The organism is Streptomyces aureus (genome assembly GCF_000725495.1).
GTDB classification, from domain to species: Bacteria; Actinomycetota; Actinomycetes; order Streptomycetales; family Streptomycetaceae; genus Streptomyces; species Streptomyces aureus_B.
In genome coordinates this window covers 1-14,439 of the sequence record NZ_JNZD01000001.1, presented here as the reverse complement: position 1 = coordinate 14,439, position 14,439 = coordinate 1, and the positions used below count along the sequence as shown (strand labels likewise).

Sequence of the window (14,439 nt, the reverse complement as noted above, 5' to 3'; positions counted from 1 at the left end):
AACCAGTCCGCCGCCGGAGTAAGCAGGAGGCTGTGGACAAGTGGTGCCGTCTGCGGCGTGGCGGCGGGTGGGCGGGGCGGTCGGATCCGGACGGAGAGGGTGGTCGGGATGGGTGCGGACGCCGGTCGGTTCACGTGGTCGGCTCGGGTGGGTGGCAGGGCAAGAGGCTGTGGTCGGCAGCGGATACAGTCGGCCACATGACCAAATGGGAATACGCCACCGTGCCGCTGCTCGTCCACGCCACGAAGCAGATTCTGGACACCTGGGGCGAGGACGGCTGGGAGCTCGTCCAGGTCGTGCCCGGCCCCAACAACCCCGAGCAGCTCGTGGCCTACCTGAAGCGCGAGAAGTCCGCATGAGCGGGGCTGTCGAGGCGAAGCTCGCCGAGCTGGGACTGACCCTTCCCGGCGTCGTTCCGCCGCTGGCCGCGTACCAGCCCGCCGTGCAGTCGGGCGTGTACGTGTACACCGCCGGGCAGCTTCCTATGGTGGACGGGAAGCTTCCGGTCACCGGGAAGGTGGGGGCCGAGGTCACGGCCGAGGAGGCCAAGGAACTGGCCCGTACGTGCGCGCTGAACGCCCTGGCGGCGGTGAAGTCGGTCGTGGGCGACCTCGACCGCATCGCGCGTGTCGTCAAGGTCGTGGGGTTCGTGGCCTCGGCTTCGGACTTCACCGGGCAGCCGGGTGTGCTGAACGGTGCGAGTGAGCTGCTGGGCGCGGTCCTCGGCGACAAGGGTGTGCACGCGCGCAGCGCGGTCGGCGTGGCGGTGCTTCCGCTGGACGCGCCGGTCGAGGTCGAGATCCAGGTGGAGCTCACTCAGGCGTAGGTCTGTCGGGCGGCCCCGGCCCTGCCACCGGTCCGGTGGGTGGGTCGGGGCCGTGCCGGTGCATCAGCCCGTCGCCGTCGGACGTAGTGGTGGACGTCGGTGGCGACGGGCATCGATGCACCGGCACGGCCCCTCGCGAGCGCGGCCGACTGCGGGTGCATGGTGGTTGACGCCGTGGGCTGCGCGCCGGATCGCCGGGTGCCGGTGGATCGTGGCTGGGTTTCAGCCCCTCGCGCCGGATCCCGGGTGCAGGTGCGCGGTGGCTTGAGTTCAGTCCCTCACCGGCGTGATGTCAGCCCCTCCGGCAGAGCCGCCCGGTCCGGGTCGGGTGGGGGCTGCGGGGGCGAAAAGTGCTTGTGGGGCGGTGGGGCCTCGAACATCCGCCCGGCTCGGGATAGCCTCCGGCCATGGGGAATGGGCAGTGGTTTCCGGCAGAGTGGCCGGAGCGGATTCGGGCGCTCGCCGAGGGCACGCTGACGCCGGTCGTACCCCGGCGCGCCGCCACGGTGATGCTGGTCAAGGACAGCGAGGCCGGCCCGGTGGTCCACATGCTGCGCCGGCGCGCCTCCATGGCCTTCGCCGGAGGCGCGTACGCGTATCCGGGCGGCGGCGTGGACCCGCGCGACGACGAGCAGCAGATCCGCTGGGCCGGGCCCACGCGCGCGTGGTGGGCAGAGCGGCTCGGTGTGGACGAGAACTCCGCCCAGGCCATCGTCTGCGCGGCCGTACGGGAGACCTACGAGGAGGCGGGCGTCCTGCTCGCCGGCCCCAGCCCGGACAGCGTGGTCGGCGACACCACGGGCGAGGACTGGGAGGCGGACCGGGCGGCCCTGGTCGCCAGGGACCTTTCGTTCGCCGAGTTCCTCGACCGCAGGGGGCTCGTGCTCCGCTCGGACCTGCTCGGAGCCTGGGCCCGCTGGATCACCCCTGAGTTCGAGTCCCGGCGCTACGACACGTGGTTCTTCCTGGCCGTCCTCCCGGAGGGCCAGCGCACCCGGAACGCCTCCACGGAGGCCGACCGCACGGTGTGGATCCGCCCCGCCGACGCGGCGGCCGGCTACGACAAGGGCGAGCTGGTGATGATGCCGCCCACCATCGCCACCCTGCGCGGGCTCGTGGAGTACGAGCGCTCCGCCGACGCCCTCGCCGGCGCGGCCGCCCGTGACATGACCCCGGTCCTCGCCGAGGCGCGCCTGGAGGGCGACGAGGTCGTCCTGACCTGGCCCGGGCACGACGAGTTCACCAAGCACATCCCGACCGGCGGTGCATCCGGATGACCGACGCAGCAGCCCTTCCCGGCCAGCCGCGAGACGCGGTCCTCTCCGGTCCGGCCACCGCCCGCGCGGTGAACGTCCTCGCCCCCAACGCCTCCGCGATGACCCTCGACGGCACCAACACCTGGATCGTGTCCGAGCCGGACTCCGAGCTCGCGGTCGTCATCGACCCCGGCCCCCTGGACGACGGACACCTGCGCACCGTCCTGGACACGGCCGAGAAGGCCGGCAAGCGCGTCGCGCTGACCCTGCTCACGCACGGGCACCCCGATCACGCGGAGGGCGCCTCACGCTTCGCCGAGCTGTCGGGGACGGCCGTGCGCGCCCTGGACCCCGCGCTGCGGCTCGGGGACGAAGGACTGGCCGCCGGAGACGTGATCAGCCTCGGCGGGCTCGAACTGCGGGTCGTGTCGACGCCCGGGCACACCGCGGACTCGCTGTGCTTCCATCTCCCGGCCGATCGGGCCGTGCTGACCGGGGACACCGTCCTGGGGCGCGGTACGACCGTGGTGGCCCATCCTGACGGGCGTCTGGGCGACTACCTCGACTCGCTGCGGCGGCTGCGCTCGCTGACGGTCGACGACGGCGTGCACACCGTGCTGCCCGGTCACGGGCCGGTCCTCGACGACGCACAGGGCGCGGTCGAGTTCTATCTCGCCCATCGCGCCCACCGGCTCGCCCAGGTCGAGACCGCCGTCGAGAACGGCCTACGGGCTCCGGAAGAGGTCGTCGCCCACGTCTACGCGGACGTGGACCGGTCGCTGTGGCCCGCGGCCGAGCTGTCCGTACGGGCGCAGATCGACTATCTGCGCGAGCACGGGCTCATCTAAGGCTCATCAAAGGGGACGGCTGATCCCGGGGGGACGGGGCGGGCGCGGTAGTCCTGGGTGGCGTTCTGGGGGGCCAGAGCGGGTCCTCAGGGGCGGGGTGCCTTTACGCCGTGCACGCGTATGTACTCCCTGGCGAGCCAAGGGCCCAGGTCGTGCGCGTACGAGTGGAGCACGGCCGGGTCGCCGGTCGGCTCGTGTCCTGCCGTGGCCGCCTCGCGCATCTCGGAGGCCCGCTCCGGGTAGTACGCGCCGAACGCCCCGGCCATCTCCCCGAGATCGCTGGTCCAGCCGTTCCAGCGCGGCATGACGAGGGTGAAGCCGGTGCGAACGAGGTGCCGGGACATCGAGCGGACCAGCGGGCGTCTGGCCTCGTCGGTGTCCTCGGCCGCGGCGATCCGCTCGCGCCAGCGGGGCAGCAGGAGGGCGAGGTCGCCGTTCGTCTCGCGGGCCAGCAGGGCGTCGGGACGGTAGCGGGGAAGACGCCCGGCCAGGTCCTCGCCCAGGAGCGGCGTGCACAGGCAGGCGACGAACCAGCCGAGATCGTGCCTCTCCAGGTCGCTCAGCAGCCGCGCACGGCTGAACAGCAGCGTTCCCACGCCGTCGATCTCCGCGAACTCCTGATCCAGCGCCGCTTCCAGCACGCGGGCGTCGGCGCGGTCCGCCTCGGTCGGCCCGTCGTGCAGGGACAGCAGCAGGTCGAGGTCGGAGCGGCCCTCCCGCGCGGTGCCGCGCGGGATCGAGCCGTAGACGTACGCGCCGTCCAGCCGCGCACCGAAGACGTCACGGAGGCGGTCCCGGGCCGCCGCGACGACGGGCCGGAATGCCTCCGGCACGCGCGCGAGTGATCCCTCGCGTTCGATGTATCCCTCTGCGTCGAGCCCTCGGCCCCGCCCCTGTGCGGTCATCCGGCCACTCTGCCGGGCCGGGGTGCCGTCCCGCTGATCATTTACGGGAGGCGGGAGGCGGGAGGGAAGGGAGGGCCGCACGGGGTGGTGAGTTGTGGGGCTGGGGCGTGAGTCCGTCGGTGGGCGCTGCTCCGGACGGGTGACGGGTGACGAGCCGGGGTGCGGGAGGGCGGGGACACGACGACGGGGTCCCGCCTCGTGGGAGGAGGGACCCCGTCGTCGTACGGGCTGAGGCGTCAGCGCGAGCGCTTGGCGAGCCGCTCCACGTCCAGGAGGATCACCGCGCGGGCCTCCAGGCGGAGCCAGCCGCGGCCGGCGAAGTCGGCGAGCGCCTTGTTGACGGTCTCCCGGGAGGCGCCGACGAGCTGGGCCAGCTCCTCCTGGGTGAGGTCGTGCACGACGTGGATGCCCTCTTCGGACTGCACGCCGAAGCGGCGCGACAGGTCGAGAAGGGCGCGCGCGACACGGCCGGGCACGTCCGAGAAGACCAGGTCGGACATCTGGTCGTTGGTCTTGCGCAGGCGCCGGGCGACGGCGCGCAGCAGGGCCGCGGCCACCTCGGGCCGCGCGTTCAGCCAGGGCTGGAGGTCGCCGTGGCCGAGGCCGAGCAGCTTGACCTCGGTCAGCGCGGTGGCGGTCGCCGTGCGCGGGCCCGGGTCGAACAGCGACAGCTCGCCGATCAGCTCGCCGGGGCCGAGGACGGCGAGCATGTTCTCGCGCCCGTCGGGGGAGGTGCGGTGGAGCTTCACCTTGCCCTCGGTGACCACATAGAGGCGGTCGCCGGGGTCGCCCTCATGGAAGAGGGCGTCGCCTCGCGCGAGTGTCACCTCACTCATGGAGGCGCGGAGCTCCGCGGCCTGCTCGTCATCGAGCGCCGCGAAGAGCGGGGCGCGCCGCAGAACGTCGTCCACGAGTTCTCTCCTTGTCGGCCTGCTCAGGGGATCTTGCTCCCCCTTGGTACCAGGGGACCGTGTTCCCCATCTTGCCGGACGGTCCAAACAGTGTGATCAGTCACAAGTCTGCCGCACTGGCGTCCCAACGAGTGCGGCAGGGGGCCAATTGGGGGCCGATCTTCAGGGTCCGGGGCGGATGTCCGTGCCGGGCTTTAGGCTGGCCGGGTGTCCAAATCGCCGGTGAGAGCACAGGCCAAGGGGGCTGGGCGGGTGGCCGTACGTCGCGATTCCGCTGTGGGCGAACAGGCCCCCGACGGAGCCGAAGAGCCGACAAAAGCAACGAAGCCGGCAGCGGTGGAAGCGCTGCCCGGAGCGGCGTCCGAGGCTGCACCGGCGTCGTCCGGCGCACCGAGGGGGAGCGGCGCGAAGAAGACCGCCGGCCGAACCGCCAAGAAGGTGACACCCGCCAAGAAGGTGACGCCCGCCAAGAAGGCTTCGCCGGCGACGAAGGCCGCTGCCGAGAAGGTCGTTCCCGTGAAGGCTGCGTCGAAGAAAGCTGTGTCGGAAAAAGCCGTGTCGAAGAAAGCCGTGTCGAAGAAGGCGGTCGGCGGTGCCAGGGCGTCCAAGAAGGCGGTGGCCGGCCAGGGCGCGTCCAAGAGTGCGGCGAGCGGTGCGGGCGCGGCCAGGAAGGCCGCCAAGAAGACGGTGCCAGCCGCCCCCGCGCCGCCGCGCAACGAGTCGCGTACCGCGCTCGTCCGCAGGGCCCGCCGCATCAACCGCGAGCTCGCCGAGGTGTATCCGTACGCCCACCCCGAGCTGGACTTCGAGAACCCCTTCCAGCTCGTCGTCGCCACGGTCCTGTCCGCGCAGACGACCGACCTGCGGGTGAACCAGACGACTCCGGCGCTCTTCGCCCGGTACCCGACCCCCGAGGACCTCGCCGCGGCCGACCCGGAGGAGGTCGAGGAGATCCTGCGCCCGACCGGGTTCTTCCGGGCCAAGACCAAGTCCGTCATAGGGCTCTCCAGGGCCCTGAGGGACGATTTCGGGGGCGAGGTGCCCGGTCGCCTCGAAGACCTCGTGAAACTGCCCGGAGTGGGCCGCAAGACCGCCTTCGTCGTCCTCGGCAACGCCTTCGGGCGGCCGGGGATCACCGTCGACACCCATTTCCAGCGGCTGGTGCGCCGCTGGCAGTGGACTGCCGAGACCGAGCCGGACAAGATCGAGAAGGCCGTGGGCGAGCTCTTCCCGAAGAGCGAGTGGACGATGCTGTCGCACCACGTGATCTTCCACGGCCGCCGCATCTGCCACGCCCGCAAGCCCGCCTGCGGCGCCTGCCCCATCGCGCCGCTCTGCCCGGCGTACGGGGAGGGCGAGACCGACCCCGAGAAGGCGACGAAGCTCCTGAAGTACGAGAAGGGCGGGTTCCCCGGACAGCGCCTCAATCCCCCGCAGTCCTATCTGGACGCCGGCGGCAGGCCCGCGCCCCCGTTGGGCGCCGGATGACGGAACGAACACGGTCCCGGCGGGCGTTGGGAAGAGCAGAACGGGGGTGGCGATGAAGCACGCGGGCGACACACAGGACACGGGCAACACGCAGGGCGGGCCGATGCTCAGCAAGGACGGGCTGCCCGGCTGGCTGGGGCCGGTCGCGCAGGTCGCGGAGACCGTGGAGCCGCTCCAGCTGAGCCGCTTTCTGCCGCCGGCCAACGGCGCGGGCCGACAGTCCGCGGTGCTCATCCTGTTCGGCGAGGGCCCGCGCGGTCCCGAGCTGCTGCTCATGGAGCGGGCGGGCACCCTCAGGTCGCACGCCGGACAGCCCTCCTTCCCCGGGGGCGCCCTCGACCCGGAGGACGGCGACCCGGCCACCGACGGGCCGCTGAACGCGGCCCTGCGCGAGGCCGAGGAGGAGACCGGCCTCGACCCGAGCGGAGTCCAGCTCTTCGGCGTCCTGCCCCGGCTGTACATCCCGGTGAGCCGTTTCGTGGTCACACCGGTCCTCGGCTGGTGGCGCCGCCCGACGCCCGTCGGAGTCGTCGACCCAGGTGAGACGGCCCGGGTCTTCACCGTCCCCGTGGTGGATCTCACGGACCCCGCCAATCGCGCGACCACCGTGCATCCCAGCGGTCACAGAGGCCCGGCATTTCTGGTCGAATCGGCCCTGGTCTGGGGTTTTACGGCCGGAGTGATCGACAAGATCCTTCACTTCGCGGGCTGGGAGCGTCCGTGGGACCGCGAGAAGCAGGTCCCGCTCGACTGGCGCTCGTGACAAGGTGACCTTCGTGAATGTGCTGGACATCCTGTTGCTGGTCGCCGCCGTGTGGTTCGCGATCGTGGGCTATCGCCAGGGCTTCGTCGTCGGCGTCCTGTCGGTGATCGGATTCCTGGGCGGTGGTCTCGTCGCCGTCTATCTGCTCCCGGTCGTCTGGAGCTGGACGACCGACGACAGCAAGGTGAGCACGACGGCCGCCGTCGTCGCCGTCGTCGTCGTGATCGTCTGCGCATCCGTCGGCCAGGCCCTCACCACCCACCTCGGCAACAAGCTCCGCCGGTACATCACGTGGTCCCCGGCCAGAGCCCTGGACGCGACCGGCGGCGCCCTGGTGAACGTCGTGGCGATGCTGCTCGTCGCCTGGCTGATCGGCTCGGCCCTCGCCGGCACCACGCTGCCGACGCTGGGCAAGGAGGTCCGCAACTCCAAGGTGCTCCTCGGGGTCTCCCGCGCGCTGCCCAACCAGGCCAACACCTGGTTCGCCGACTTCTCCTCGGTCCTCGCCCAGAACGGCTTCCCGCAGGTCTTCAGCCCGTTCGCCAACGAGCCCATCACCGAGGTCCGGCCGCCCGACCCCCAGCTCGCCGCCAGCCCCGTCGCCACCCGCTCGCAGCACTCCATCGTCAAGGTCATGGGCACCGCCCAGAGTTGCGGCAAGGTCCTCGAAGGCACCGGCTTCGTCTTCAGCGACCGCCGCGTCATGACCAACGCGCACGTGGTCGGCGGAGTCGACGAACCCACCGTCCAGATAGGCGGCGAGGGCAAGAAGTACGACGCCAAGGTCGTCCTGTACGACTGGGAGCGCGACATCGCCGTACTCGACGTGCCGAACCTGAAGGCGCCCGCGCTGCGGTTCAGCAGCACCGACGCGGCCAGCGGCGACAGCGCGATCGTCGCCGGGTTCCCGCAGAACGGCTCGTACAACATCCAGCCCGCGCGCGTCCGGGGCCGCATCACGGCCAACGGACCGGACATCTACCACCGCAAGACCGTCCGCCGCGACGTCTACTCGCTGTACGCGACGGTCCGTCAGGGCAACTCCGGCGGACCGCTGCTGACCCCCGACGGCAAGGTGTACGGCGTGGTCTTCGCGAAGTCGCTCGACGACGCCGAGACCGGCTACGCCCTCACCGCGGACGAGGTCCGTCAGGACATCGCCAAGGGGCGTACGGCGAACCAGCAGGTGAACAGCGACAGCTGCGCACTCTGACGGGAGCGGTGTCTCCGCCGCCGGGACGGCGGCAGCCCTGTTCCAGGCCGACGGACGGGGTTCCGGCCGCCGGCGGGAGTGGGTGGTGGGGTCTCAGCCGCGCGGATGGCGCAGCCGTACGGAGACCCAGCGGGCCCGGCGCCGCAGGATGTGCGGAATGCCCACACGCGGATCCGTTCCCGCCCATTGCGGGGAGCCCCCTCGGCGAGAGCCCGGCCCCGTGGCCGAGCGGCGATCGCGTGCTGCGTCACTGTAGTCGTGCGTCCAGCCCATACCCCGACGTCTGCCCCTGCCCGAAGGTCGATAACCTCGCCCCGGCCCGTCAATTGGCCTATGCGCCGGGCAAGTGGCCGTTCGTAGTACAGGTGTTCGCGGTCTCCGTTCCGGGCGGTGCACCGGGCGCGATCGCGCGGTCACACCGGGGTGACCGGAGTCTCATCGATCCGGTTCCGGATCCTTCAGCCAGTTGATCAGTTCGGTCGAGAAAGCGACCGGATCCTCTTCGTGCGGGAAGTGGCCGAGCCCGTCGAACAGCCGCCAGCGGTACGGAGCTTCGACGTACTCCCCGGATCCCGCCGCGCTCCGCGTCCGCATCACCGGATCGAGAGAGCCGTGCAGATGCAGCGTCGGCACCCGCACCGGCCGCTTCATGCGCCGGTTGAACTGGATGCCGTCGGGGCGCGCCATGGACCGCACCATCCAGCGGTACGGCTCGATGGAGCAGTGCGCGGTCGAGGGGATCCGCATGGCCCGGCGGTAGGTCTCCAGGACCTCCTCGTCGGGCTGCCGGGGCCCCGACCAGTCGCTGACCAGACGGCCCACCAGAGCGGCTTCGTCGGCGACGAGTTGACGCTCCGGGATCCAGGGGCGCTGGAATCCCCAGATGTACGAGCCCGCCGTCGTCTGCCGGACGTCGGAGAGCATCGCCGAACGCCAGCGCCGCGGGTGCGGCATGGACGACACCGCGAGCCGGCGGACGAGCTTGGGCCGCATGGCGGCCGCCGTCCACGCCAGATAGCCGCCGAGGTCGTGTCCGACCAGGGCGGCGTCGGGCTCGCCGAGCGAACGCACGACCCCGGTGATGTCCAGCGCGAGGTTGGCGGGGTCGTAACCGCGCGGGGTGCGGTCACTGCCCCCGACGCCCCGCAGGTCCATGGCCACGGCCCGGAAACCGGCGTCGGCGAGCGCGACGAGCTGGTGGCGCCAGGCCCACCAGAACTGCGGGAAGCCGTGCAGCAGCAGCACGAGCGGCCCGTCGCCGAGCTCGGCGATGTGGAAGCGCGCGCCATTGGCGGCCACGTCCCGGTGCGTGACTTTTCTGCCGCCGGGAAGGTCGATCCGTACGACCGAGGTGGGTTGCGCCGAAGGTGTGGCGGGGTCCGTCATGAGGATGAGCGTGCCACAGCCTTGACGGCGTCCTCGACCGGCTCGGGCCGGGGGTGCGGCTTGGCGTTCTGCAGAACACCCGCCGTCTCCTTCATCGAGGCGGCCACCTTCTGCGGCCCCTGGCCCTTCTTGGCCTTCTTCGCGAAGAGCAGTCCGATCAGCGCCAGCACCACCGCGACCAGCACGTTCGCCGCGAACGACAGCAGGAAGCAGATCGCGAGATTCCAGTCGCTCCAGGTCCGGATGCCGTACGCGAGGGCGAAGCTGAGCATCGGCAGGGAGAAGATCAGCACCATTCCGGCCGCCGAGAACGCGCCGCCGCTGACCGCGCCGCGCTTGACGTCCTGCTTGAGCTGAGCCTTCGCCAGCGCGATCTCGTCGTGCACCAGCGCGGACATCTCGGTCGTCGCCGCGGCGACCAACTGGCCGATACTGCGTTCGGCACCGACCGGCGTCCCGTCGGGTGCGCTCATCGCGGTCTCCCTCTTCTGCATGAGTTTGTACGGTCCTGTCAGATCATGCCGGACCGTCGTCCCCCTCGCTTGCCCCACCCGCCACTTCGGCAAGCCTGCGGTGCTCCGCGGCCTTCCGCTCGTGGATGGCGGCCATGCGCAGGTGGTACGCCGGGTTGTCCCGCTCGTAGATGTCGGGGATGCCGTCGTGGTCCTCGTCGAGCTCCTCGGCCTCGCACAGCGCGCGGTACTTGGCGTTGCGTATCTTCAGCAGCGCCGTGGCGAGGACGGCCGCGATGAACGAGCCGATGAGGACGGCGGCCTTGGTCTCGTCGGTGAGGCTCGTGTTGCCCGCGAAGGCCAGCTCGCCGATGAGCAGGGAGACGGTGAAGCCGATCCCGGCGAGGGTGGCGACGGCGACGACGTCCGCCCATTCCAGGTCGTCGCTGAGCGAGGCCCGGGTGAACCGCGCGGTCAGCCAGGTTCCGCCGAAGATACCCACCGCCTTGCCGACGACGAGCCCGAGCACCACGCCGAGCGTCTCCGGCCGGGTGAACACGTCGTGGATCGCGCCGCCCGAGACCGAGACGCCGGCGCTGAACAGGGCGAACAGCGGGACGGCGAGCCCCGCCGACACGGGTCGTACGACGTGCTCGATGTGCTCGCCCGGGGAGTGCTCCTCGCCCTCGCGCTGATGGCAGCGCAGCATCAGGCCCATGGCGACACCGGCGATCGTGGCGTGGATCCCGCTGTTGTACATCAGGGCCCAGATGACCACCGCCAGCGGGACGTACACGTACCAGCCGCGCACTTCCCTGCGCAGCAGCAGCCAGAAGAGGCCGAGGCCGACGACGGAGCCGCCGAGCGCCGCGAAGTTGATGGAGGAGGTGAAGAAGACCGCGATGATCAGGATCGCGAACAGGTCGTCGACGACGGCGAGGGTGAGCAGGAAGGCCCGCAGGGCGGACGGCAACGACGTCCCGATCACGGCGAGCACGGCGAGTGCGAAGGCGATGTCGGTGGCCGTGGGGACGGCCCAGCCCTCGAGCGAGCCGCCGCCGGACAGGTTCGTCAGGACGTAGACGAACGCGGGAACGGCCATGCCGCAGGCGGCGGCGACGACGGGCAGCGCGGCGGCCTTGGGGTCCTTGAGGTCCCCGGCCACCAGTTCGCGCTTCAGCTCGATGCCGGCGACGAAGAAGAAGATGGCCAGCAGTCCGTCGGCCGCCCAGTGCTCCACGGACAGGTCGAGTCCGAGGGCGGCCGGTCCGAAGTGGAAGTGGGAGACGGCCTCATAGCTGTGCGGAAGGGTGTTCGCCCAGATCAGCGCGGCGACCGCGGCGATCAGCAGGAGTACTCCGCCCACGGTCTCGGTGCGCAGCGCGTCCGCCACGAAGTTCCGTTCCGGCAGGGACATCAGGCCGAGGAACTTGCGCGGGGTGGTGCTGGGGGGCGCGGCCACGGGGAGAACCTCCGGTCGAGCAGGCAGGGCGAAGCACTCGCCGACCAGACTTCCCGGCACACCATGAACGATCTTGTCGCGTCTTTGACGCTTTGCTCACTTTACCCATGATGCGGCCGGCTCGGTGGGGGATCTTCACGCTACGACGGAACCGGCGGCGGGGCCTGCGGGAGGGGCCGTCCGGCGGAGGGGGAGGCGGGGCGGCGCGGCCGTGGGGGGTGCGGGGTGTGGGGGCGCGGGTGGGTTTCCGGGCTGCGGGGCGGCCGCGGGGCGCTGGCCGCGGACTGCGGGCTGCGGGGATGGGCCCTGGTGTTCGGTGGGGTGGGGGTGGGCCGCGGAATCGGAGGAGGGGTGCGGGAGCACGGGGGCCGCGGAATCTGAGGAGGAGTGCGGGGGCGCGAGCGCGCCCGGAAAAGGGTGAGGGGTGCGGGAGCACGGTGGGCGTGCTCCCGCACCCCTCAGGGCCGGGCCGGCGGGATGGTCCCGCCTCAGTCCTCGCTGGGCGCGGCCGGCAGCTTCGCCTGGATCAGATCCATGACGGTGCTGTCGGTCAGCGTCGTGACGTCACCGAGTTCACGGTTCTCGGCGACGTCACGCAGCAGACGGCGCATGATCTTCCCGGACCGGGTCTTCGGCAGCTCGGCCACCGGAAGGACCCGCTTCGGCTTGGCGATGGGACCGAGGGTGGTGCCCACGTGGTTGCGCAGCTCCGCCACCAGTCCCTCGTCCTCGGCGGAAGCCGTCCCGCGCAGGATGACGAAGGCGACGATGGCCTGTCCGGTGGTCTCGTCCGCGGCGCCCACGACGGCCGCCTCGGCGACCGCCGGGTGGGAGACGAGGGCCGACTCGACCTCGGTCGTCGAGATGTTGTGCCCGGACACGAGCATCACGTCGTCGACGCGCCCGAGCAGCCAGACGTCACCGTCGTCGTCCTTCTTGGCGCCGTCACCGGCGAAGTACTTGCCCTCGAAGCGGGACCAGTACGTGTCGAGGAACCGCTGGTCGTCGCCCCAGATCGTGCGGAGCATCGACGGCCACGGCTCGGTCAGCACGAGGTAGCCGCCACCGCCGTCGGGCACCTCGTTCGCCTCGTCGTCGACGACCGTGGCCGAGATGCCGGGCAGCGCCCGCTGCGCCGAGCCCGGCTTCGTCTCGGTGACGCCGGGCAGCGGCGAGATCATCATCGCGCCGGTCTCGGTCTGCCACCAGGTGTCGACGATCGGGGTCCGGTCCCCGCCGATGTGCTTGCGGTACCAGATCCACGCCTCGGGGTTGATCGGCTCGCCGACCGACCCGAGCACCCGCAGCGAGGTGAGGTCGAACTTCGCGGGGATGTCGTCGCCCCACTTCATGAACGTGCGGATGGCCGTGGGCGCCGTGTAGAGGATCGTCACCCCGTACTTCTGCACGATCTCCCAGAACCGGCCCTGGTGGGGCGTGTCCGGGGTCCCCTCGTACATGACCTGCGTCGCGCCGTTCGAGAGCGGCCCGTACGTGATGTACGAGTGCCCGGTGACCCAGCCGATGTCGGCCGTGCACCAGTACACGTCGGTCTCCGGCTTGAGGTCGAAGACGGCGTTGTGGGTGTACGAGGCCTGCGTGAGGTAGCCGCCCGAGGTGTGCAGGATGCCCTTCGGCTTCCCGGTGGTCCCGGAGGTGTAGAGGATGAACAGCGGCTGCTCGGCGTCGAACGCCTCGGGGGCGTGCTCGGCCGACTGGCGGTCGACGATGTCGTGCCACCACACGTCGCAGCCCTCGGTCCAGTCGACGTCCTCGCCCGTGCGGCGCACGACCAGCACCTTGTCGACGCCGTCGACCCGGCTCACCGCGTCGTCGACGGCGGGCTTGAGCGCGGACGGCTTGCCGCGCCGGTAACCGCCGTCGGCGGTGATGACCAGCTTGGCGTCGGCGTCCTGGATGCGGGTGGCGATCGCGTCGGCGGAGAACCCGCCGAAGACCACCGAGTGGGCGGCGCCGATACGGGCGCAGGCCAGCATCGCGACGACGGCCTCGGGGATCATCGGCAGGTAGACGGCGACCCGGTCGCCCTTGCCGATCCCGAGCTCGGTGAGGGCGTTCGCGGCCTTCGAGACCTCGTCCTTGAGCTCGGCGTAGGTGATGGCCCGGCTGTCGCCCGGCTCACCCTCGAAGTGGATGGCGACGCGGTCGCCGTTCCCGGCCTCGACATGGCGGTCCACGCAGTTGTACGCGACGTTCAGCTTCCCGTCGGCGAACCACTTCGCGAACGGCGGGTTGGACCAGTCCAGTGTCTCGGTCGGCTCGGTGGCCCAGGTCAGCCGACGGGCCTGCTCGGCCCAGAAGCCGAGCCTGTCAGCCTTGGCCTGCTCATACGCCTCCGCGGTGACATTGGCGTTCGCCGCCAGGTCGGCGGGCGGCGCGAACCTGCGCTCTTCCTTCAGCAGGTTGGCCAGGCTTTCGTTGCTCACGACATCTCCCTTTCCCAGGGTGTCCGTTGTGTCCCAGGCCACAGCTCATCAGACCGGGAGCCCGGTGACAAGGGCCGACCCGAAATTGGTTTAGACCTATGAGGGTCGCCGGTCCGGCCGGAGGCCCCGGTGGTCCTCCCGCAGCGCGCGGGACGGCCTCGCAGCCCTGTGCGAGACCACGCGGTTCCGCAGGAGTCTGCCCTCTTGTGACACGTACGTACCGGCCGCCGGGTTCACACCTTCGGGGCACGCCGTGGACGCCGCTCGGCCGGGGCGCCGCGGATGCGGCTCGGCTCCGGTTTGCTCCGGAGCGTTCCCTTTCCGCTCCTTGCCCCCTGCCCGGCCCTCCCGCCCCTGGCCTCGCCCCCTCGCGGCCCCCCGGCCCCGCGTTCCGGAGCTCCAGCACGCCGCGTTCCGTCCCCTGATCCCCGGTGTCCCCCCCCCCCCCCCCCCCCCCCCCCCCCCCCCCCCCCCCGCGCGGC

The 14,439-nt window shown here is 71.4% G+C and carries 14 protein-coding genes; 7 read left to right on the top strand and 7 right to left on the bottom strand.

Translation table 11 applies throughout. The features are described 5' to 3' along the window. The first annotated feature begins 197 nt into the window (after positions 1 to 197). The 4 genes from IO36_RS45640 to IO36_RS00055 all read left to right on the top strand — a co-directional run bounded on the left by IO36_RS45640 (position 198) and on the right by IO36_RS00055 (position 2,930). Positions 198 to 359 (top strand): Sp36 family protein, encoded by a 162-nt coding sequence (locus IO36_RS45640; protein WP_075033571.1) that lies wholly within the window; start codon positions 198 to 200, stop codon positions 357 to 359. Then, complete coding sequence (locus tag IO36_RS00065) at positions 356 to 826, top strand: RidA family protein (protein ID WP_037614526.1); 471 nt, start codon at positions 356 to 358, stop codon at positions 824 to 826. The genes IO36_RS45640 and IO36_RS00065 overlap by 4 nt, the downstream gene beginning before the upstream one ends. Positions 827 to 1,233: 407 nt before the next feature. Continuing rightward, on the top strand, positions 1,234 to 2,103 hold the full coding sequence (locus tag IO36_RS00060) for an NUDIX hydrolase (protein ID WP_037614524.1): 870 nt from the start codon (positions 1,234 to 1,236) through the stop codon (positions 2,101 to 2,103). Beyond that, positions 2,100 to 2,930 carry an MBL fold metallo-hydrolase gene (locus IO36_RS00055; RefSeq protein WP_037614520.1) on the top strand — a complete coding sequence of 277 codons (831 nt, stop codon included), beginning with the start codon at positions 2,100 to 2,102 and terminating at the stop codon, positions 2,928 to 2,930. The genes IO36_RS00060 and IO36_RS00055 overlap by 4 nt, the downstream gene beginning before the upstream one ends. Positions 2,931 to 3,016: 86 nt before the next feature. On the opposite strand, the gene IO36_RS00050 is transcribed toward IO36_RS00055, so the two are convergent. Then, positions 3,017 to 3,835, bottom strand: a complete 819-nt coding sequence (locus IO36_RS00050) for a nucleotidyltransferase domain-containing protein (RefSeq protein WP_037614517.1) — start codon at positions 3,833 to 3,835, stop codon at positions 3,017 to 3,019. Between the two features lie 236 nt (positions 3,836 to 4,071). Then, positions 4,072 to 4,746 carry a Crp/Fnr family transcriptional regulator gene (locus tag IO36_RS00045; RefSeq protein WP_006382668.1) on the bottom strand — a complete coding sequence of 225 codons (675 nt, stop codon included), beginning with the start codon at positions 4,744 to 4,746 and terminating at the stop codon, positions 4,072 to 4,074. A gap of 276 nt (positions 4,747 to 5,022) precedes the next feature. Between IO36_RS00045 and nth the strand changes: the two genes are divergently transcribed. From nth to IO36_RS00025, 3 genes are read left to right on the top strand one after another with little or no spacing between them, the layout of a single operon-like run. Beyond that, positions 5,023 to 6,234: an endonuclease III gene (gene nth / locus IO36_RS00035; protein ID WP_425535504.1), complete on the top strand. Its 1,212-nt coding sequence runs from the start codon at positions 5,023 to 5,025 to the stop codon at positions 6,232 to 6,234. Between the two features lie 52 nt (positions 6,235 to 6,286). After that, positions 6,287 to 6,997 (top strand): NUDIX hydrolase, encoded by a 711-nt coding sequence (locus IO36_RS00030; RefSeq protein WP_051899857.1) that lies wholly within the window; start codon positions 6,287 to 6,289, stop codon positions 6,995 to 6,997. Between the two features lie 13 nt (positions 6,998 to 7,010). Beyond that, positions 7,011 to 8,210, top strand: a complete 1,200-nt coding sequence (locus IO36_RS00025; RefSeq protein ID WP_037615266.1) for a MarP family serine protease — start codon at positions 7,011 to 7,013, stop codon at positions 8,208 to 8,210. Positions 8,211 to 8,303: 93 nt separating this feature from the next. Here the strand turns inward: IO36_RS00025 and IO36_RS47860 are convergent, their stop codons facing one another. From IO36_RS47860 to acs, 5 genes are all read right to left on the bottom strand, one after another. Then, complete coding sequence (locus IO36_RS47860) at positions 8,304 to 8,483, bottom strand: hypothetical protein (protein ID WP_078942904.1); 180 nt, start codon at positions 8,481 to 8,483, stop codon at positions 8,304 to 8,306. A 162-nt stretch (positions 8,484 to 8,645) separates the two neighbouring features. Beyond that, the gene (locus IO36_RS00020) at positions 8,646 to 9,596 is read right to left on the bottom strand and encodes an alpha/beta fold hydrolase (RefSeq protein ID WP_037614512.1); all 951 of its coding nucleotides are present in this window, start codon (positions 9,594 to 9,596) and stop codon (positions 8,646 to 8,648) included. Next, a complete protein-coding gene (locus IO36_RS00015; protein WP_037615264.1) occupies positions 9,593 to 10,069 on the bottom strand; it encodes a phage holin family protein in 477 nt (158 codons plus the stop codon). The genes IO36_RS00020 and IO36_RS00015 overlap by 4 nt, the downstream gene beginning before the upstream one ends. Before the next feature lie 43 nt (positions 10,070 to 10,112). Next, positions 10,113 to 11,465, bottom strand: a complete 1,353-nt coding sequence (gene nhaA / locus IO36_RS00010) for a Na+/H+ antiporter NhaA (RefSeq protein WP_425535503.1) — start codon at positions 11,463 to 11,465, stop codon at positions 10,113 to 10,115. A 533-nt stretch (positions 11,466 to 11,998) separates the two neighbouring features. Next, on the bottom strand, positions 11,999 to 13,999 hold the full coding sequence (acs, locus tag IO36_RS00005; protein ID WP_078942903.1) for an acetate--CoA ligase: 2,001 nt from the start codon (positions 13,997 to 13,999) through the stop codon (positions 11,999 to 12,001). Between the last annotated feature and the right edge of the window lie 440 nt (positions 14,000 to 14,439).